Annotated in this window: 21 protein-coding genes and 1 tRNA gene; 6 read left to right on the forward strand and 16 right to left on the reverse strand. The window is 70.9% G+C overall.

Annotation, left to right across the window (positions count from 1 at the left end; translation table 11 throughout):
- The 3 genes from AB0877_RS21330 to AB0877_RS21340 all read right to left on the reverse strand — a co-directional run.
- Positions 1-909: serine/threonine-protein kinase (locus tag AB0877_RS21330; protein WP_366610876.1), on the reverse strand; the 909-nt coding region annotated here is incomplete at its 3' end.
- A gap of 78 nt (positions 910-987) precedes the next feature.
- Positions 988-1503 (reverse strand): hypothetical protein, encoded by a 516-nt coding sequence (locus AB0877_RS21335; protein WP_366610878.1) that lies wholly within the window; start codon positions 1501-1503, stop codon positions 988-990.
- Positions 1504-1632: 129 nt separating this feature from the next.
- Positions 1633-2406 carry an enoyl-CoA hydratase/isomerase family protein gene (locus tag AB0877_RS21340; protein WP_366610987.1) on the reverse strand — a complete coding sequence of 258 codons (774 nt, stop codon included), beginning with the start codon at positions 2404-2406 and terminating at the stop codon, positions 1633-1635.
- A 144-nt stretch (positions 2407-2550) separates the two neighbouring features.
- Between AB0877_RS21340 and AB0877_RS21345 the strand changes: the two genes are divergently transcribed.
- A complete protein-coding gene (locus AB0877_RS21345) occupies positions 2551-3102 on the forward strand; it encodes a hypothetical protein (RefSeq protein WP_366610879.1) in 552 nt (183 codons plus the stop codon).
- Here the strand turns inward: AB0877_RS21345 and AB0877_RS21350 are convergent.
- The 4 genes from AB0877_RS21350 to AB0877_RS21365 form a co-directional block, all read right to left on the reverse strand.
- Positions 3090-3734 carry a histidine phosphatase family protein gene (locus AB0877_RS21350; protein ID WP_366610881.1) on the reverse strand — a complete coding sequence of 215 codons (645 nt, stop codon included), beginning with the start codon at positions 3732-3734 and terminating at the stop codon, positions 3090-3092. The two genes, AB0877_RS21345 and AB0877_RS21350, sit on opposite strands and share 13 nt — an antisense overlap.
- A gap of 86 nt (positions 3735-3820) precedes the next feature.
- A complete protein-coding gene (locus tag AB0877_RS21355) occupies positions 3821-4240 on the reverse strand; it encodes a VOC family protein (RefSeq protein ID WP_088952055.1) in 420 nt (139 codons plus the stop codon).
- Positions 4241-4275: 35 nt separating this feature from the next.
- Entirely contained in the window at positions 4276-4677 is a 402-nt protein-coding gene (locus AB0877_RS21360) for an AraC family transcriptional regulator (protein ID WP_366610882.1), read from the reverse strand.
- 123 nt (positions 4678-4800) lie between these two features.
- Positions 4801-4877 (reverse strand) — tRNA-Thr (locus AB0877_RS21365).
- A 337-nt stretch (positions 4878-5214) separates the two neighbouring features.
- Between AB0877_RS21365 and ugpC the strand changes: the two genes are divergently transcribed.
- A complete protein-coding gene (gene ugpC / locus AB0877_RS21370; protein ID WP_366610883.1) occupies positions 5215-6306 on the forward strand; it encodes a sn-glycerol-3-phosphate ABC transporter ATP-binding protein UgpC in 1092 nt (363 codons plus the stop codon).
- 143 nt (positions 6307-6449) lie between these two features.
- Here ugpC and rlmB read toward each other — a convergent pair whose 3' ends face one another.
- Both rlmB and cysS read right to left on the reverse strand, forming a co-directional pair.
- A complete protein-coding gene (rlmB, locus tag AB0877_RS21375; protein ID WP_366610884.1) occupies positions 6450-7583 on the reverse strand; it encodes a 23S rRNA (guanosine(2251)-2'-O)-methyltransferase RlmB in 1134 nt (377 codons plus the stop codon).
- Entirely contained in the window at positions 7583-8998 is a 1416-nt protein-coding gene (gene cysS, locus AB0877_RS21380; RefSeq protein ID WP_366610886.1) for a cysteine--tRNA ligase, read from the reverse strand. The genes rlmB and cysS overlap by 1 nt, the downstream gene beginning before the upstream one ends.
- 231 nt (positions 8999-9229) lie before the next feature.
- Between cysS and AB0877_RS21385 the strand changes: the two genes are divergently transcribed.
- Entirely contained in the window at positions 9230-9889 is a 660-nt protein-coding gene (locus AB0877_RS21385) for a helix-turn-helix domain-containing protein (protein WP_366610988.1), read from the forward strand.
- A 1322-nt stretch (positions 9890-11211) separates the two neighbouring features.
- Positions 11212-11622 (forward strand): DUF559 domain-containing protein, encoded by a 411-nt coding sequence (locus tag AB0877_RS21390; protein WP_366610888.1) that lies wholly within the window; start codon positions 11212-11214, stop codon positions 11620-11622.
- A gap of 199 nt (positions 11623-11821) precedes the next feature.
- On the opposite strand, the gene AB0877_RS21395 is transcribed toward AB0877_RS21390, so the two are convergent.
- The 3 genes from AB0877_RS21395 to AB0877_RS21405 form a co-directional block, all read right to left on the reverse strand.
- Positions 11822-13516, reverse strand: coding sequence for a S8 family serine peptidase (locus AB0877_RS21395; protein WP_366610890.1), 1695 nt, complete (start codon positions 13514-13516; stop codon positions 11822-11824).
- A gap of 198 nt (positions 13517-13714) precedes the next feature.
- Positions 13715-14410 (reverse strand): HAD family hydrolase, encoded by a 696-nt coding sequence (locus AB0877_RS21400; protein ID WP_366610891.1) that lies wholly within the window; start codon positions 14408-14410, stop codon positions 13715-13717.
- Positions 14411-14590: 180 nt separating this feature from the next.
- Positions 14591-15556 (reverse strand): DMT family transporter, encoded by a 966-nt coding sequence (locus AB0877_RS21405; protein ID WP_366610893.1) that lies wholly within the window; start codon positions 15554-15556, stop codon positions 14591-14593.
- Positions 15557-15642: 86 nt separating this feature from the next.
- On the opposite strand from AB0877_RS21405, the gene AB0877_RS21410 reads away from it, so the two are divergent.
- Positions 15643-16188: a CGNR zinc finger domain-containing protein gene (locus AB0877_RS21410; RefSeq protein ID WP_112732758.1), complete on the forward strand. Its 546-nt coding sequence runs from the start codon at positions 15643-15645 to the stop codon at positions 16186-16188.
- On the opposite strand, the gene AB0877_RS21415 is transcribed toward AB0877_RS21410, so the two are convergent.
- From AB0877_RS21415 to AB0877_RS21430, 4 genes are all read right to left on the reverse strand, one after another.
- Positions 16155-16754: a GNAT family N-acetyltransferase gene (locus AB0877_RS21415; RefSeq protein WP_366610895.1), complete on the reverse strand. Its 600-nt coding sequence runs from the start codon at positions 16752-16754 to the stop codon at positions 16155-16157. The two genes, AB0877_RS21410 and AB0877_RS21415, sit on opposite strands and share 34 nt — an antisense overlap.
- A gap of 123 nt (positions 16755-16877) precedes the next feature.
- Positions 16878-17060 (reverse strand): DUF397 domain-containing protein, encoded by a 183-nt coding sequence (locus AB0877_RS21420; RefSeq protein ID WP_366610897.1) that lies wholly within the window; start codon positions 17058-17060, stop codon positions 16878-16880.
- Complete coding sequence (locus tag AB0877_RS21425) at positions 17051-17863, reverse strand: helix-turn-helix transcriptional regulator (protein ID WP_366610899.1); 813 nt, start codon at positions 17861-17863, stop codon at positions 17051-17053. Before AB0877_RS21425 ends, AB0877_RS21420 begins: the two co-directional genes overlap by 10 nt.
- A 347-nt stretch (positions 17864-18210) precedes the next feature.
- On the reverse strand, positions 18211-18381 hold the full coding sequence (locus AB0877_RS21430) for a hypothetical protein (protein WP_366610900.1): 171 nt from the start codon (positions 18379-18381) through the stop codon (positions 18211-18213).
- A gap of 31 nt (positions 18382-18412) precedes the next feature.
- Between AB0877_RS21430 and AB0877_RS21435 the strand changes: the two genes are divergently transcribed.
- A complete protein-coding gene (locus tag AB0877_RS21435) occupies positions 18413-18703 on the forward strand; it encodes a hypothetical protein (protein WP_366610901.1) in 291 nt (96 codons plus the stop codon).
- Positions 18704-18716 lie beyond the last annotated feature (13 nt).

Consider the following 18716-nt stretch of genomic DNA (forward strand, 5'->3'; position numbering starts at 1 on the left):
GGTGCCGGCCTGCTCGGTGTCGGCCTGCTCGGCGGCGGCCGCCGGCTGGGCTGCGGCAGCCGCCGGTCGGGCGGCGACGGCAGCGGCCTCGGGGGCGGCACCGCTGGCGGCGGCAAGCAGAATGCGGGCCGCGTCGGCGGCCGGTGGCCGATCGCCGGGGTGGGCGGCCAGGCACCAGCGGTAGAGCCGATGCACCTCGGGCGGCACACCGTCGATCGCGGGCAGCGGGTCCGGTTCGACGGGCGTGTGCGCGCGGACCATCCGGGTCTGCGCCTCGGCGGGCCACGGCAACCGGCCGGTGAGCACCCGGTGAAGCAGCAGACCGAGGGCGTACACGTCGCTGGCCGGCCGCACCTCGCCAGCCAGCAACCGCTCCGGCGCCAGGTACGCCGGCGTACCCATCAGCCGCCCCTCGAAGTCGATCTCCGGCGCTCCGACGGCTGCCGCGATGCCGAAGTCGAGCACCTTCGCGCCCGTCGGCGTGAGCATCACGTTGGCCGGCTTGATGTCGCGGTGCACCAACCCCTGGTCGTGCGCCGCGGCGAGCGCCGAAGCCACCTCGGCACACACCCGCAGACCCGCGCGCGGGGGCAACGGCCCGACCACCAACCGGCGCTCCAGGGTGTGACCGCCGAGCAACTCCATCACCACGAACGGGACCTCGGCACCGTCCACCACCGACTCGCCGTAGTCGTAGACGCCGGTGACGTGCGGGTGCGACAGCCGGGCCGCGGCCTTGGCCTCGCCCCGGATCCGCTGCCGGGCGTTGGTGTCCGAGGCGACCAGCACCTTCACCGCCACGTCCCGTTCGAGCACCTCGTCGTACGCCCGATGAACCGCCGACATGCCGCCACTGCCGAGGCGTTCGAGGAGCCGGTAGCGGCCCGCAAGCAACTGATCACGCTGCACGACGGACAGCCTGCCGTACCGCCCTGAGTCCCGGATACCCGGGATCGAGGTGTTGCGATGGGTGGGAGCGCGGTGCGGCTACCGTCCGCGCAGATCCGGATGGGCGCGCAGGAACGCCTCGCCACGGCGGGCGTTGCGGAAGACCGACACGATCAGCATCGCCCAGATCACCAGCAGCAGCCCACCGATCACCGCGAAGAACGGCGCGAACGCCAGGAATGCCTGACCGACGCTCGTCATCGCCAACCCGACGACGAGCAGGACAGACCAGCGCTGGCCGGCGAACTCACGGGCGGTCTCCACGAGAAGGGCCGGGTCTTCGTCCGCCTCGGGTGTGCCGCGTCGGACCTGGCGCGCCAGCCGTCGCCGATGCGACCAATTCAGCGCCAACAGTGGCGACCGCCGCGCAGCCCGGTGGCGGCCGGTCCGTACGGCCCAGACGATCGCGGCGACCTCGACGATGATTCCGAGAATCACCAGCACGAGCCCCAGGCTTCTGGCCCAGCCCGGCGGATCACCGTCGAAGATGCCGGTGTTCTGGCCGCCCCTCGCGACACCGACCGCGAGCGCGCCGACCACGGCGGACAGCAACACGAAGCCAAGTATCAGGCGAAGTAGCCGGCCGCTCCGGTCCGGATTCGTCGCTGTCGCGTCCATAGTGGCCCCCCGATCACCGCGTGGAGGACATCTACCCATCGACGGGGGCGGCCGAACCCTGCCGACTCAGGCGTCGGTCGGTGGCCGCCAGGCGAAGCGGGGCGTACGCCGCTCGGTCACCGCCGCGACCCCCTCGCGGGCCTCACCGGTCGTCGTCACCTTCCGGTGCCACCAGGCGATCCGCGCAGGTTCGGCGCGATCGTCGATGATCTCCTTCGCTGCGGCGATGCTCAGCGGGGACCGCTGGGCGATCGTCGCCGTCAGTTCGTCCACCCGGGCGGCGAGCTGGTCTACCGGCAGCACCTCGTCGACCAGGCCGATCCGCAGGGCGCGCTCGGCGTCGATCAGCTCTGCGGTGAACAGCAGATGTTTGGCGGCGGACGGGCCGACCAGCCGGGCCAGCCGGCGCGTCGTCGGTGCCGGATAGACCAACCCGAGCCGGGCCGGCGGTACGCCGAAACGGGCGTCGGCGGCGGCGATCCGCAGATCGCAGGCGACGGCGAGTTGGGCCCCGCCGCCGACGCAGGCACCCCGGATGGCCGCGATCGTCGGCTTGCCGAACCGGGCCAGCCGTTCCTCGGCCGCCACCGCGATGCTGGCGTCACCGGCGTCCAGCAACTCGGCCAGGTCACCGAGGTCCGCACCCGCGCAGAACGCGTCGCCGGCACCGGTGAGCACCAACGCCCGTACGTCGGGGCCGGGCTCCAGCCGGTCGAGCACTTCGGGGAGCTGACGCCACATGGCCGCGGTCATCGCGTTGCGCCGGGCCGGGTTGCTGATGACGACGGTGGCGACCGGCCCGGTCACCTCGACTGTCAACTCCGCGTCCGACACGTCCACCCCTTCCCGCGTCACCGTGAGCGACGCCGCCGATCTGGTCGCCGGCACCGCGCGCCGGTGCGGCGACCATAGCGAAGGCGACCGGCCAGTCCCGGCGCAGGCACGAACGGGGAACCGACGGTTGGGGTGACGCGTCCGACGGGGATGAGACCCGCATCGACGATCGCCGTCACCGCCGCGCTCCTGACCGCGCTCCTGACCGGTTGCACCAGCGTCGACCGAGCCCCCACCACCACCCCGACCCAGCCGTCGGCCACCACCGCTTCCGGTCCGGCCACCCCGGCCACGGGCACCTCGCTGCCGACTGCGGCTCCCACGGCCAGCGCCGGGGCCAGCGCGGTGGCCCCCCGAGTGACGTTGCGGATCTCCGGGGGCTTCGCCGGTCGCGGGGACGCCATCGTCGTCGAGCCGGACGGCCAGTGGACCGTGACGGACCGGGCCGGGGGCCGGCGCATCGGCCGGCTCGAACCCGCCGATCAGGGCATCCTGGCGGGGCTGGCCGTGGACCCGCGGCTCGCCAGCGAGGCGCGACGGCCGACCACCGCGACCACCTGCTCGGACGTGATGCACTACCGCCTCACCGTGGCCGGCAACGACACCGGCTACACCACCTGCCCGGAGGACGGGACCCCGCCGCCGGCCACCCAGGCGGTGGTCAAACTGCTCCTGCGAACCACCGGGACCTACGTCAGATAGTCCGGGGGCAGGCCGGTGCCCCGCAGCTCCGGCGGTAGGTGGGCCACATCGTTGAGGGCGATCAGATTCGGCGGGCCGGCCGCGCTGTAGCGGATGACGGTCAGCCCGGCGTTGTGCGTGTTCAAGCCCAGCCAGCGCCACTCCGGCGCGTCGAGGGCGTGCCGCACCAGCCAGGCGATCAGGAAACTGTGCGTCACGACCAGCTCGCGGACCGGTTCGCCGCCGGCGGGGCTCTCGGCGACCGGGCTGGCGAACCGTCGCACCGCGTCCGCCGTCACTCGCGGCCCGTCGGCCCGCTCGGCCGTCGAGAACTGCGTCAGGAACTGGGCGTACGCGGGCGGCAGGCCAGTTGGGTCCGTGTCGTGTGGGAGGTGGTCGCCGGCCAGCTCCGTCTCGTACACCGGAACGTCGGGCAGCGACCTGGCGACCAGCTCGGCGGTCTGTGCGGCCCGGCGCAGCGGCCCATGGTGGACGGCGGCGAACCGCCGGGCCCCCAGGCGTTCGCCCAGCAGGGTGGCCTGCCGTCGGCCGCGCTCCGACAGGCCGGTATCCGGTTCGCCGGCGTCCGGCCCGCTCGGCTCGGGGAGATCCTGCTCGGCGTGTCGGGTGAGGTACAGCAGTCGGGTCACCATGATCGCCACCTCAACACACCGGGAGGTACGAGTTCGACCCCGTACCTCCCGGTCCTGACGCGGCGGCCCGACTGATCGCCCGCCCGCTACGCCCGGGGGAACATCTGACCGATGCGGATCCGGTTGCCGAACGGGTCCCGGATGCCGAAGTCGATCCCGTACGGGCGCTCGGTCGGCTCGTCCGTGATCTCGACGCCCTTCGCCACCAGATCCTCGTGCGTCTTGCGGGCGTCGTCGGTGGTCATGAAGAGGTACCCGCCGAGGGCACCCTTGGTGAGCAGCTCCCGGACCTGCTCGGCGGTGGCCGGGTCCAGCGCGGGCGGACCGGGCTTCTCCAACAGGATCTCGCGCTCCGGGTCGCCGGGCAGGTTGACAGTCAGCCACCGCATGAAGCCGAGGTCCTGGTCGGTGTTGACCTCCATGCCGAGCTTGTTGACGTAGAAGTCAAGCGCGGCGTCCTGGTCGAGGACGTAGATCTGGGAGCGGCTGATCGCGTTCATCGTCATGCCCATGACGCTAGAGGTAGCCCCTGACCTGCTGCTTATCCAAAACTGCTTGGACGGGTCCAGGCTTTGGTGAAGCACGACGGCACGTTGGCCGGCGCGACGCGCTGGCGCCGGAAATCCGAGGGCGACTCCCCGACGATCTGCCGGAACGTCCGACTGAACGTGCCCAGGCTGCTGAAGCCGACGGCGTAACAAATGTCCGTTACGTCCCGGTCGGTCTCCAGCAGCAACGACATCGCCCGCTCCACCCGGCGGCGTTGCAGATAGCGGTGCGGTGTCTCACCGAAGGTGGCCCGGAAGGTACGGATGAAATGCGCCTGCGAGACGTGCGCGATCCGGGCCAACGCGGGGATGTCCAAAGGCTCGGCGTACGCCCGGTCCATCGCGTCCCGGGCGCGCAACATCGCCCGGTTCGACTCCTCCACCGCCCGGCTCATCCGCCCCCGTCCCGCTCCGCACTGAACCGTCTGTCGGTGCGCGTGGGCTGAGCCGAGATCCGATTACCCCTCGGGGTAACCGGCAAAGGCACAGCAGCGCCGATCGGAAACATCTGATGTAATTGGAGCCCCCGGCCGGGATCGAACCGGCGACATCTCGCTTACAAGGCGAGTGCTCTGGCCAGCTGAGCTACAGGGGCGCGCGCGTCGAGGTCAGCATAGCGACTGATCTCCGGTAATCCCGATCGCGAGGCCTCCCGAGCACGGGAATCGTCAACAACCCGACGCAGACTCGTTTGCCACCGCGTCGATTGATGGCTGACCGTGCCCGAGTGACCGGAATGCGTAGCCCGACTGGTGGGCTGGACGACCCCCCGCCTTGGCAGCACGGGGAAACGCGTTTACGGTTCACACACGGATGACGACCGGGCGCCCCCGCGCCCGAGCGCCGTCCGATGACCGGCACGGGCACGTGCCGGTTGCTCCTTCACTCGGATCGTCCGGCACGTTCCTGCCGGTGAAAGGAAGCGCTTCACCATGGCTACGGTCACCTATTCCAAGGCGTCCCGGGTCTACCCGGGCCAAGAGCGTCCCGCCGTCAACGAGCTGGACCTCGAAATCGGCGACGGGGAGTTCCTCGTCCTGGTCGGCCCCTCCGGTTGCGGTAAGTCCACCAGCCTGCGGATGCTCGCCGGCCTGGAGGACGTGGACGCCGGTTCGATCTACATCGACCAGCGTGACGTCACTCACCTTCCCCCGAAGGCCCGCGACATCGCGATGGTCTTCCAGAACTACGCCCTCTACCCGCACATGACGGTGTACGAGAACATGGCGTTCGCCCTCAAGCTGCGCAAGACCTCCAAGTCGGAGATCGACCGGCGGGTCAAGGAGGCGGCCGGGCTGCTCCAGCTGGAGGAGTACCTCAGCCGTAAGCCGAAGGCGCTCTCCGGTGGTCAGCGTCAGCGCGTCGCGATGGGCCGGGCGATCGTCCGCGAGCCGCAGGTCTTCCTCATGGACGAGCCGCTGTCGAACCTCGACGCCAAGCTCCGCGTGCAGACCCGTACCCAGATCGCGTCCCTGCAGGCCAAGCTGGGCGTCACCACCGTCTACGTCACGCACGACCAGGTCGAGGCCATGACCATGGGTCACCGGGTCGCGGTCCTGCTCGACGGTGTTCTTCAGCAGGTGGACACCCCGCGGGCGCTCTACGACACCCCGGCCAACGTGTTCGTCGCCGGCTTCATGGGCTCGCCCGCCATGAACATCAAGACCGTTCCGCTGAACGAGAAGGGCGCCGAGTTCGCCGAGATGTACATCCCGCTGACGCGGGAGCAGGTCGAGGCGGCCCGCGCCGAGGGCGGCGACGGCAAGGTCACCGTGGGCTTCCGTCCGGAGGACTGCGAGCTGGTCAGCCCGACCGAGGGTGGTATGCCGGTCGTGGTCGAGCTGGTCGAGGACCTCGGCTCGGACGCCAACGTCTACGGTCACGCCGCGCTGGGTGGCAACTCGGAGCGCTTCGTCGTCCGCACCGACCGGCGCAACATGCCGAACATGGGTGACACCGTGTTCGTCAAGCCGGTCGCCGGTCGCAGCCACGTCTTCCACGCCACCACCGGTGGCCGGATCTGACGTAACGCCGTACCGACAGGGGCGGTCCGCTTCGGCGGGCCGCCCCTTCGTCGTACCTCACTCGGTTCTTCAGTCTGCCTTGGCGCCCAACGACGAAGGCCCCCTCCCGCGCTCGGCGGGAGGGGGCCTTCGTTCGATGTGCGCTACAGCTCGACGGAGCGTCGGCGGGCGACCTCGGCCAGGGCGACCGCCGCGGCCACGCTGGCGTTGAGCGACTCGACCTCGGAGATCATCGGGATGCTGACGGTCAGGTCGCAGGTCTCCCCGACCAGGCGGGACAGACCGCGCCCCTCGGAGCCGACCACCACCACCAGCGGACCGACCGCGGCCTCCAGGTTGTAGAGGTCGGTGTCGCCGTCGGCGTCCAGGCCGACGACCATGAAGCCGGCGTCGCGGCACGCCTTCAGCGACCGGGTCAGGTTGGTCACCTGCGCGACCGGCACCCGCGCGGCCGCGCCGGCGCTGGTCCGCCAGGCGGTCGCGGTGATCCCGGCGGCACGACGCTCGGGTACGAAGACACCCTGCGCGCCGAACGCGGCAGCCGAACGGATCACGGCGCCCAGGTTGCGCGGGTCGGTCACGCCGTCCAGCGCGACCAGCAGCGGGGCCTGCTGCTCCAGGGCAGCGGCGACCATGTCCTCGAACGGCTGGTACGCGAAGGGCGGCACCTGCAGGCCGACGCCCTGGTGCAGCACCCCGCCGGTCATCCGGTCCAACTCGGCGCGGCTGATCTCCAGGTTGGCGATGCCCCGGTCGGCGGCGGTCCGGATGATCTCCTTGGTCCGCTCGTCCACATCGATGCCCTGGGCCGTGTAGAGCGCCGTCGCCGGCACCTGGGCGCGCAGCGCCTCCAGCACCGGGTTACGCCCGACCAACAGCTCCGGGGCGTCCTTGGCCGGGTTGGACTTGCGCCCCGGCGAAACCCGGGGGCCGGACCGGCCGGTGGGCTTACCGCCCCGTCCGCCGGTGGCAGCGCCACGACCGACCGGCACGCCCCGACCGCCGCCCTTGCCCCAGGTGGTGTCCTTGGTGCCCGGCTGACCGATCTTGGGGGCGCGCCCCTCCTCGGCCGCCACGCGGCGCTCCTTGTCCTGCTTCCAGGCGGTGCGCTGGGGCAGCTTCTCGGTGCCCGAGTAGCCCTTGTGCCACGGCCGCTCGTCCGCGGGCAACGTGCGACCCCGCCCGGCCAACGAGTCCTTGTTCTTGCCGCCGGTGCCCTTGGGGGCGCCTGCCTTCGACGTCAGTCGCCGGCCACGGCGCTGCGAGTTGCCGGCCATCAGTCCTGCTCTCCAATAGTCCAACGGGGGCCCTGGGGGGTGTCCTCGACCGCCACGCCGGCCAGCTTGAGCTGGTCACGCACGGCGTCCGCGGCAGCCCAGTCCTTACGGCCCCGCGCCTGCGCGCGCTGCTCCAGGGCCAGCGCGATCAGGGAGTCCACCACGGCGCGAAGATCGTCCGATCGGCCGCCACCGGTCCAGGCCGGGTCGAGGGGGTCGATCCCGAGGATATCCAGCATTGCCCGCACCACGGCCAGCGTGGTGCGGACGGTCACATCGTCGCCGACGCCCAGCGCGGTGTTGCCGTCCCGAATGTGCTGCTGCAGCACGGCCAGCGCGGCGGACGTGTTGAGGTCGTCGTCCATCGCCGCGACGAAGCCGGCGGGCAGCTCACCGATCTGCCCGGCACCGACCCGCTCGGCGGCCCGCAGCACGAAACCCTCGATCCGCCGGTACGCGGTGGCCGCGTCGCGCAGCGAATCCTCCGAGTAGTCGATCACCGAACGGTAGTGTGCGGCGGCGTAGTAGTAGCGCAGCTCCACCGGCCGCACCCCGAGCGAGTCCACGTACGCCAGGCCCAGCGCGTTACCGGCGGACTTGCCCATCTTGGCCCCGCCGATGCTCAGCAGCCCGTGATGAACCCAGTAGCGGGCGAACGGCAACCCGGCCGCCTGGGACTGGGCGATCTCGTTCTCGTGGTGCGGGAACGTCAGATCCAGGCCACCGCCGTGGATGTCGAACTCCGGGCCGAGATAGCGCCAGCACATCGCCGAGCACTCGATGTGCCAGCCCGGACGACCCAGACCCCACGGCGAAGGCCAGTAGGCGTCCGCCGGCTCGTCCGGTTTGGCGCCCTTCCACAGCGCGAAGTCGCGCGGATCCCGCTTGCCCCGATCCGGGGCGTCCCCGGCGGACTGCATGGCGTCCGGAGACTGACCCGACAGCGACCCGTACGCCGGCCAGGACGCCACGTCGAAGTAGACGTCGCCGGAGCCGTCACTCGCCGGGTACGCGTGCCCGTCGGCGATCAACTTCGTGATCAGCTCGTGCATCTCGGGGATGTGCCCGGTGGCGCGCGGCTCGTAGGTCGGCGCCAGCACGTTCAACGACCGGTACGACTCGGCCAGCAGCAGCTCGTTGGCGTACGCGATCGACCAGAACGGACGACCCTGCTCGCCGGCCTTGACCAGGATCTTGTCGTCGATGTCGGTCAGATTGCGAATGAAGGTGACCTCGTAGCCGGCGGCCGACAGCCATCGGCGCAGGACGTCATAGTTGACGCCGGAGCGAAGGTGACCGATGTGCGGCGGAGCCTGAAGGGTGAGACCACACAGGTAGACCCCCACCTTGCCGGCTTCCCGCGGGACGAAGTCCCGCACCGATCGGGTGGCGGTGTCATACAGGCGTAGCGTCACCGTACAAGGGTAGCTGTCCGTGCCTGTCCGGGTCCGCCGGTGCCGGGTCGTACGCTGCCAGGCGTGGATGCGACCGCACGCTCCGGTGGCTCCGGCGACCCGCCAGCCAACCCCACCGCCCCCGCCGACCCGGCCCGCGAACGGGCTTCCGGGCAGACCGACGCGACCGTCGCATCGACCGGCACAGGTGGAGGGCGGTCCAACGCGGCCCACGGGCGGGCCGAGGCTGGCGTGGGGCCGGCCGACGCGGTTGCAGGGCGGGGCGGGGAGACGTCGCAGACGCTGGACCGGGGGTTGCGGCTGCTGCATCTGGTCGCCGACGTCTCCGGCGGTCTGACCGTCACCGAGGCCGCGAATCGGCTCGGCATCGGCCGGGCCGCCGTCTACCGACTGGTCACTGCGCTGACCGGGCACGGCATGCTGCGTCGCGACGGGGACGGTCGGCTGCGCCTCGGTGCCGGGTTGCTGCATCTGGCCCGACGGGCCCAGCCGCTGCTCGCCGAGGGTGCGCTGCCCGCGCTACGCCGCCTCGCCGAACAGGCCGGCGCCACCGCACACCTGACCGTCGTCGAGGGTGGCGAGGGCGTCGCCCTGGCCGTGGTCGAGCCGAGCTGGACGTCGTTCCACGTCGCGTACCGGGCCGGGGCACGACATCCACTGGAGCGGGGGGCGGCCGGCCGGGCCATCCTCGCCGGTCGCGCCGGGGTGGCCGAGCCGCTGAGTAGCAGCGGAGAGTTACAGGCCGGCGCGTACGGGGTGGCCGCGCCGGTGCTCGGCGTACCCGGCCTGGAGGCCAGCGTCGGCGTGGTCGCGCTCGCCCCGCTGGACGTCGACTCCATCGGCCCCGAGGTGCTCGCCGCCGCCCGCGCGATCGCCATCGCCCTCAGCTGACCCTGACCCCCGCACCCCTGCACGCCCGCACCCCCGCACCCCGCCGCACGCCCTCACCGCCGCGCGCCCTTACCGCCCCGCCGCGCGCCCTCACCGCTCCGCCGGGCGCCCTCACCGCCCCGCCGCGCGCCCTCCGCACCGTCGCCCGTCCCGTCTCGTCTTGATCAACTCGGGTACACGGAAGTCGCGGTGTCCCCGAGCCAGTGACCGCCCGACTTTCAGGAACGCGAGTGGATCAACGCCGTGGGCGGCCCGAATGCCTGATTGGTCGGCCGCCCAGGCCGGTGCCATAGCACGATCGCCAGGCGGATTCGTCGTTGTCCACAGGGCCTGCGGCTAACGAGGTCCCGGTTGTCCACAGGGGTACCGGCGGTCCGTCGGTGGCCGGCAGGCTGCTCGGCATGCCCCCACGTCCGCATCGCCCCGATGCCCTGGCCTGGCAGGTCTTCCGCGGTTCCGACGCTGTCCGGGACGGCCTGCTCACCGAACATCAGCTGCGCAACTCCGCCTGGGTGCGGTTGCGCCACGACATCTACGCCGATGCGCGATTGGATCGGGACCACGCCCTCGCGTGTCACGCCGCCCTTCTCCGACTTCCGCCCGGCGTGGTGGTCGGCGGCCCGTCGGCCGCCTACCTGCATGGCGTCGAACACGCCGCGGGCTTCACCGACGACGTTCACGTCCTCGTGCCCCGATCGTTGCGGGTCGGCTCACAGCGCGGCCTCCGCGTGCACGTCAACGGCATCACCCCACTGACGGCGAACGAGACCGGTGAGCCGACGGCGTCAACCACGCGACGACCGGCGGGCACAAGACGACCACCAGACGCAGGAGGACCGCGAGAAGCGAGCTGCCCGTCGACCCCAGGGAACCGGCCCGACGCAGGACGAGTGCCGGTCGCAGGACGGATGCCGGTCACAGGACGACCGCCGGACGCAGGACGACCGCCAGACGCAGGGCGAATGCCGGTCACAGGACGACCGCCGGACGCAGGACGACCACCGAGCGCGGGAAGTCCACGTGATGCAGCGCGACCTATGGGAGTGGGCCGCCCACCTGTCGGCGGCAGGTCACCACGCCCGGCACGGCAGCTGCCTCGCCCGGCCGCCGTGTCCGCCGGAGCAGGGGGCTTGGTGGTGGCTGGCCGGGGCGATGGGTGGGCCAGCCAGCCGTTGCCCAGGGGGCAGAACCTCCCGATCCCCCGGTCCGATCCCGGACGGGCGGCCTGGGAGACGGCTGTCTGGCTCGACCCGATCCGGGCAGTGGCCATAGTCGACTCACTGCTCGGTCAGGGGCTCGCCGACCGCGACACACTCAGCGCCATGGCTGCCCGCAACGCTGACCGCCCCGGTGGCCGACGGGCGCGCTGGGTGTTTGATCTGGCCGACGGTGCAGCCGAGTCTCCGCCGGAATCCCAGCTGCGCGTCCAATTGGTGTTGGGCGGATTGCCGCGCCCGGCAGTTCAACATCCGGTGCGCCTGCCCACCGGGCTCGTTCTGCATCCCGATCTGGCCTGGCCGCAATATCGGGTGGCGGTGGAGTACGACGGAAAGTGGCACTCCAGCGTGCAGCAACTGCACCGCGACCGCCGTCGGCTGAATCAACTGGTCGGTGCCGGTTGGCTGGTTCTGCACGTGACCAGCCAACGGCTGCACGGCGAGTTTCCGGCGGTGCTTCGAGAGGTACGCGACGCACTGGTCAGCCGAGGCTGGCGACAGGGATCGCCCAGATGACCGGGATCACCTCGGGTTCCTGGAAACCGCGCCATCCTCAAGGCACCAACACCGCACCTTGCAGGGAACCGAGTCGATCATGAACGGTGCCGGGCGAAGGTCGCTGACGACGGGCCTTGATGACCCGAGGCCCGGTCGACGACAGGTCGACCGGGCCCCGGCAGACGGTGGCGGTTGGGCCACCGCAGTGCGATGTGCGTTACGGGCGGGCGTTCGGCTTGAGCGGAGTCTTCACCGCCGCGTAGGCGTCAACGATCCCGTAGCCGTAGAAGCCGTTGAAGTTGACCCCACCGGCGCAGTACGCGTCGTAGGTCTCGTCCCGGCCCTCGTTGCGGTACTGCTGGAGGCGCGGCTCCGGGCACGCGTGCTCGGCAGCCGTGCGGTAGAGGTGCTGCTCAACCTGGTCCGGCGACATCCCGAAGCCATTCCGACCCTGCGCCTTGCCGTACCGGCTGACAATCAGCGCGGCGACACCGGCGGCGTGCGGGGACGCCATCGAGGTGCCCTGGAGGTACGTGTAGTAGCCGCACTCACCGTTGGCCTTGCACTGCTTGAAGACCGAATTTTCGAAGCCGGGAACGATGTTGCCGTCGGCGTCGACCGACTCTTCCTCCTGAAGCACGTGCTTCGGGTACGAGGAGAGAATCATGTTGGCGTCGGTACGGAAGGTGTCGGTGCCGAAGCCGTCCCGGAACCAGCCTCCCGGCGCGGCGACCGAGATCTGCTCGGTGCCGTAGTTGGAGAAGTCCGACTTCTTGCCGGACGGGCCGACCGACGACACGCCGATCACGTGCGGACCCTCGGTGGGAAGGTCCCAGCAGCTCTCGTTGTCGATCGGTCGGGGGTACGGGTCGGCGCCGTAGTCGGGGCTCGTGACATCGGTGCGCGGCGCACCCAGGTCCTCGTTGTTGTTGCCGAGCGCACCGACGAGGGTCACGCCCTTGTTGTGCGCGAAGACCAGCGCCCGCTTCATCGCCTTGATGATCGCCCGCTGCTCGGCCTGGTCCTCGGGGGAGTCGGCCGGGTTGGCGGTGCAGTTGTAGAGCCACGGGTCGACATAGAACGACATGTTGACCACGTCGATCCCGGAGCGGCCGGCGTAGACCAGAGCGTTGACGACCGGGTCGAGGAAGAAGTAGCCGGAGTCCTGGCCACCCTTGAGCTCGACCAGCGAGACGTTCGGGGCGACGCCGGAGAGTCCGAAGCCGTTGGCCGCGGCGCCGATGGTGCCGGCCACGTGGGTGCCGTGCCCGCCGTCGTCGGTGCCGACCGGGTCGAGGCAGCTCGGCACCTCGCAGGGGCCGTCCACATCGATGAGGTCGGGCGCGAAGTTGCGCGACAGCGACCAGTTGAAGTTCGGCGCGATGTCCGGGTTGCTGGCGTCGACGCCGGTGTCGAGTACGCCGACGGTCACCCGCCGGTCGCCCGGCTCGATCTTGCGGGCCTTGTCGGCCCGGATCATCTCCAGGCCCCAGAGCTTGTCATCGAGCGGATCGAGCTTGGCGCCCTTCTTGGCGGCACCGGCAGCACCGGCACGGGCACCGGCAGCGGCCAACAGGTGCTCCTGCTCGACCCGGTCCAGCTTCGGCTTGCGGCCGATGGCCTTCTGCTCGGCAGCACCGATCAGCGTCGGCGCGGCGGTCGCCCTGGCCGCGAAGTCGGCCCGGTCGCTACTGACCTGGAACATGCCGACCTCGTCGGACCGGGACACCACAGTGCCGCCGGCCGCCCGGATCGCGGCGATGGCCGTGTCGGTGGCGACGCCATCCTCGGCGACGACGGTGAAGGTCCGGGAGTCGCTCGGCGCGGCGTTGGCCGGCACACCCAACCCCGTAGCCGTAAGTGCCAGCACAGCCGCAGTCGCGACCGTACGGGCGGTGAAGCGCTTGCTCACCACATCGGATCCTCTCGTTGAGGGACGTGCCAGCCATCACACAACACCGATTCGCATCGCGCCAGCTGAACGCCCGTTATGGCCGTGAATCCCGCCAGTTCGGGCCACACCCGGCCGCCGGAAAGGCCAGACACACGCCGCACGGGCACAGGCCGCGCGGACACAGGCCGCACGGGCACACACGCGGGCGGCGGCGAGCTACACGCCTACCGCGTCGACACCCATCTTCGCGAGCGCGGCCGGCAGCTCGGCCATGCCGAAAACTTCGGCGTCGGGTGAGCAGCCGCGCGGGCGAGGCAGGCCGAGCCGGTTCAGCCACACCGATCGCAGGCCGGCCCGCCGAGGCGCCACCACGTCGTGCTCCCACGAGTCGCCGACGTACACGATCTGGCTGGCTGGCACCCCGGCCGCCGCGACCACCGCGGCGTAGAACTCCGGGGCCGGTTTCTTGGGCAGGCCGTTCTCGTGCGCGTACAGCTCGAAGGCGAACTCGCCGCTGAGTCCACATCGCTCGGCCCGGCTGTTGCCATTGGTGGCGAAGCCCAGCGCGTACCGGCCGCGCAGCGTGGCCAGCGCCGGTGGTACGTCCGGAAACGGTCGGGTGAGGGCGAAGCGCTGGGCGAAGAAGAGGTCAGTGATCTCGTCCAGGTGGTGGACCAGCGCGGCGCGGGCCAGCGACCGGGCCAGTGCGGCGCGCCGGATCTCCGCCACCGGGGCGGCCTTCAGCTCGCCGAAGACCGCGCTCCAGTCCGACTCCAGTTCGGCGAGCGTCACCCCGGCCGCCGCCGATGTCCGTCGCCGCATCTCGTCGAGGACCGCCACCAGCCCGCCCGTGACCGCCGGACGCAGGTCCAGAAGCGTCTCGTCAGCGTCGAACACCACAGTGGTCAGCACGACACCCACTCTCTCACCGCCGACAAGGGCCAGCGTCAGAGGAAGCCACCGGCAGCGGAACCACCACGCGCCGAGACCACCCGACCGTCGCAAGCGCCGAGAGCCGGGAGCACTCCACTCACGGCACGCGCCGCCCAGCGGCAAAGCACCGGCCATCGGGCGCGCATCGACCGCGAACCCTCACCGACCGTCAAGCGCCAGCTCGGGCTCGGGTGTGACCGGCGTGGGCGTCGAGGGCGACCCCCGCAGTTCGTCGAGGCGTACCAGGGCGACGCCGGCGACGATCAGCGCACCGCCGAAGAGCTGCCAGCCGGTGGGCAGCTCGTTCAGGAACAGCCAGGCGATCAGCACCGCGAAGAGCACCTCGGTCAGCCCGACGAACGACGACAGGCGGGGCCCGAGAATCCGGGTACCGGCGATGCCGGCGAGGTACGCGATGACGGCGGCCACCAGCGACAGCCCGGCGATGGGCACCAACCAACTGGTGGGCTGCCCGGCGAAGGTGACCTCACCGAAGGTGGCGTGCAGCGGCAGCAGACCGGTCAGTCCGACGAGCAACAGCACGGCGGCACCGACGGCCATGCCACCGCTGGCCATGGCGACCGAGGGCAGCCGGGGGTCGACCCGGCCGGCGAGCACGAAGTATCCGGCCAGGCCGAATGCCGCACCCAGCCCCCAGAGCACCCCCACCGGGTGGAAGTCGGAGGTGCCGGCGAGGTCGAGCACGAACGCCAGCCCGGCCAGCGCGGCCACCGACCCGGCGATGGTGAGGCGGCGGGGCGGCTGCCCGTGCCGCAGCCACATCCAGACCACGACGAGGATGATGCCCAGGTATTCCAGCAGCAGCGCGACACCGACCGGCAGATAGCGCACGGCGTTGAAGAAGCACACCTGGGCCAACGCCACCCCGAGGAGCCCGAACAGCCCGATGGCCCCGGCATTGCTCCGCAGCACGTCCCATTTGCTCCGCAGCGCCAGCAGAGCGGGGATTGCCAGCACCAGGGCGGCCACGCCGACGCGGGCGATCACAGCGGACTCGGCTGACCAGCCGGCATCGATGAGTGATCGCGCGAAGGTGCCGGAGGTGGCGAAGGTGACTGCGGAGAGCAGCGCCAGTCCGACGCCGGCAGCGGGTCGAGAGTGCATGTCGCGCTCCTCGCAATGGGCACCGTGTCATGAGCAAACTATCCTTGTGCTGATGACGCTAGGCGCAAGCCGTGACAGGAGTCAAGTTGCTATTCGCTCATGACACCGAATGTTCGCTGATCGCTGCGGCGGCGCTGGTCAACACCGCGGGTCGCGACGGTGAGTTGCTGCCCGACATCGCGGCGCTGGACGCGTTCTTCGTCCGCCACTCCTACAGTGGCCGGCACGAGCACACCGAGGCCGAGCTGCGCGCCGTACGGGAACTACGGCCCCAACTACGCCGCATCTGGCACGCCGAACCACCCGAGATCGTCGCTGTGGTCAACGGCCTGCTGCTGGAACACAAGGCGCTGCCCCAGCTGATCGAACACGACGACGAGCCGTACCACCTGCACGCCGTTCCTCGCGACGCGCCGCTGGCCACCCGGATCGCGGTCGAGGCCGCCATGGCGATGGCCGACCTGGTCCGTACCGGCGAACTGAGCCGCTTGCGGATCTGCGAATACCCGGACTGCGACAACGTCGTCGTCGACCTGTCCCGCAACCGCTCCCGGCGGTTCTGCGAGGCCGGCTGCGGCAACCGCGCCGCGGTGACCGCCTACCGCGCCCGCCGGGCCGCCGGCCGCTCCTGACCGATGGTCGCCCACTCCTCGGCCCGCACCTCGTACTCCACCTCGCCCCGCTCGGTTCCCGGGATCGGGTGATCCCACTGGAGGTGGAAGGTCCGCACGTAGTGCAACCCGGCCTTCACCATCACCCGCCGGGAACGCTCGTTCACCGTCATCGTCTCGGCCCAGACCCGGCGCACCCCGACGGTGTCGAAGGCGTACCGGACCAGCGCCCGCGCCCCCTCGGTGGCCAGCCCTCGCCCCCACGTCGGGCGGCGCAGCCGATAGCCCAACTCGGCCTCGGCGCCGTCCGCCGACGGATCCAACGCGAACCAACCCAGGAACTCGCCGGACGCCCGATCGTGCGCTGCCCACCGGCCCAGCCCGGGGTGTCTGTCGTACTGGGCCAGCAGCCTCGGCAACTGCTCGTCCCGCACGGTGGCCGGCGGGGTCGCGACGCCACCGGTGAGGAAACGCATCACCTCGGGATCGCTGTCCAACTCGACCAGCGCGTCCACGTCGGCGATGGTCAGCCGCCGCAACCGCAGCCGCTCGGTCCCCGCCGGCACACCCACGCCATCGTCACCCACATCCCGGATCATCCGTCCCGCTCAGCACCCCCGTCGAGCCCTTTTCCCCGGGGCCGTCCAAGATTCGCGCAGCTTCGCCGAAGTTGCGGGGAAACCCGAGCCGTCGCGGGCCAGGCGGTCGCGTCAGCGCCGCAGCGCGCCCACCAAGAGCCGCCAGGAGTACGCGTCGACAACGAGCACGGGCCCGTCCGAGTCCTTGCTGTCTCGCACCCCGACCACCTCCCCAAGATTCGTAGCCACCTCGACACACATGTTGTCCTGGTTGCTGCGGCTGCTCTTGCGCCATCGAGCGCCGGTCAACTCCACGACTCGGCCACCTCGTTCATCAACTCGATCGACGCCTGCGGGGGCAGGGCTTCGCCCAAGGTAGCTTCCCAGACCCGCTGCAACCGCAACAGATCCTTCGGCTGGTCCAGCTCCTGGCCGCGAACCTGACACTCCAGGTAGGCCACCTCTGTCCCGTCGGGCAGTGCGGCGAGTGCGAACTGCCCGCCGAGCCCCGGATATTCCTCGGCGGATCGCGGCACCACGTGCAACCGAACGCGGGGGTGCCCGGTGGCGATGCCCGCAAGATGCAGCGTCTGGTCGCGCATCACTTTCCGCCCACCCACCCGTCGTCGCAGGACGGCCTCGTCCAGCACCGCCACTATTTGCGGCGCACGCTCGCTGTGCAGCACGTCCTGACGCTCCATCCGGGCGGTCAGTCGCCTGTCGACCTCCTCGGGAGCGAGCAGGCCACCTGCCTCGAAGACCGCCCGCGCGTAGTCCTCGGTCTGGAACAGTCCGGGCACATAGCGGGGTTCGTACCATCGGAGTGTGCGAGCCTGCTCAAGGATCGCCTGCCAGCCGCGCAGCCAGGGCTGTGTCCGGTCCAGGCTGACCAGCTCGGTGGACATCCGGCTGAAGAGGCCGCCGGTGTCGAGGGCCCGGTCGACGAGTTCCAGGTACTTGGCGGTGGGCACCTGCTGGCCCAGCTCGACAGCGCTGACCATCGACGCCGAGTAGTTGACCGCCTTGGCCAGCTCATCCTGACTCCAGCCACGCCGAGTCCGCGCCCGCCGCAGCTCCGCGATCAGGAACGCCGCCGCCGTCATCTGTCCATCGGCCATGCCGTGCCCGCCCTCCACCCCGCCGACGACCGTTTCCAGCCGGCCGCCAGCGGCGGTGCCACCCAGAACAGGGCGACTACGACGACGCGGCCGAACCCTTCCGACCGTAGTCGCCTGATCACCAGACTGTGAAGGGCGGCACCGCTCCCCGTCCCCCGGGATCTGCCGGTGCCGCACGGGACCGCCCGCTCCCCCGTGCCGGGCGGTCCCAACCCCACCGAAGCCGACCGATCCACCAAGATCGCGCTCGATCCTGGAAACAGTGGTCTCCAAGCGCGCGAAGGCCACTACATCCAGGATCGAGCGCGATCTTGACACAGCAACACAGCGCAGAGCGGTCAGCGCGGTCAGAACAGCGCAGCTCCGTCGGCGCGGTCAGCGCAGCGCAGCACCATCGGCGCGGTCAGCGCAGCGCAGCTCCGTCGGCGCAGCGCAGCACCATCGGCGCGGTCAGCGCAGCGCAGCACCGTCACCGCGGTCAGCGCGACGCGGACGGCGCGAGCGGGGGGTGATGCCACGAACGATTCAGCTCCAAAGGAGGACCCCACCATGCCCCGGAGCACCCTGGGCGGGCTCACCACACGCTCTTGCCGGCCGCACCTACCGCTGCGCCCACTCTGGCTCTGTCGGGTCTGCGCCGCGCCCTGGCCCTGCCCCATGGCCCGACTTGCTCTGCGGCAGGAGTACGCGCACGACCGGATCGGGCTGAGCATCTACCTGTGCACGGCGCTGCACGAGGCTGCTCACGACCTGTACCTACTCAACCCGCACGACGGCCCCGACCCCGCCGCGCTCTTCACCCGCTTCCTCGGCTGGGCGAGACCACGGCACCTACCCTGAGCAGGGCAGGGCA

Origin of the sequence: Micromonospora sp. NPDC047644 (genome assembly GCF_040704315.1) — a bacterium.
GTDB lineage: Bacteria > Actinomycetota > Actinomycetes > Mycobacteriales > Micromonosporaceae > Micromonospora.

Coding starts and splice junctions, on each gene's coding strand:
- AB0877_RS21345 (WP_366610879.1), top strand. CDS start 2,551: ATGAGACCCGCATCGACGATCGCCGTCACCGCCGCGCTCCTGACCGCG.
- AB0877_RS21350 (WP_366610881.1), bottom strand. CDS start 3,734: ATGGTGACCCGACTGCTGTACCTCACCCGACACGCCGAGCAGGATCTC.
- AB0877_RS21355 (WP_088952055.1), bottom strand. CDS start 4,240: ATGACGATGAACGCGATCAGCCGCTCCCAGATCTACGTCCTCGACCAG.
- AB0877_RS21360 (WP_366610882.1), bottom strand. CDS start 4,677: ATGAGCCGGGCGGTGGAGGAGTCGAACCGGGCGATGTTGCGCGCCCGG.
- ugpC (WP_366610883.1), top strand. CDS start 5,215: ATGGCTACGGTCACCTATTCCAAGGCGTCCCGGGTCTACCCGGGCCAA.
- rlmB (WP_366610884.1), bottom strand. CDS start 7,583: ATGGCCGGCAACTCGCAGCGCCGTGGCCGGCGACTGACGTCGAAGGCA.
- AB0877_RS21390 (WP_366610888.1), top strand. CDS start 11,212: ATGGCTGCCCGCAACGCTGACCGCCCCGGTGGCCGACGGGCGCGCTGG.
- AB0877_RS21405 (WP_366610893.1), bottom strand. CDS start 15,556: ATGCACTCTCGACCCGCTGCCGGCGTCGGACTGGCGCTGCTCTCCGCA.
- AB0877_RS21425 (WP_366610899.1), bottom strand. CDS start 17,863: ATGGCCGATGGACAGATGACGGCGGCGGCGTTCCTGATCGCGGAGCTG.
- AB0877_RS21435 (WP_366610901.1), top strand. CDS start 18,413: ATGCCCCGGAGCACCCTGGGCGGGCTCACCACACGCTCTTGCCGGCCG.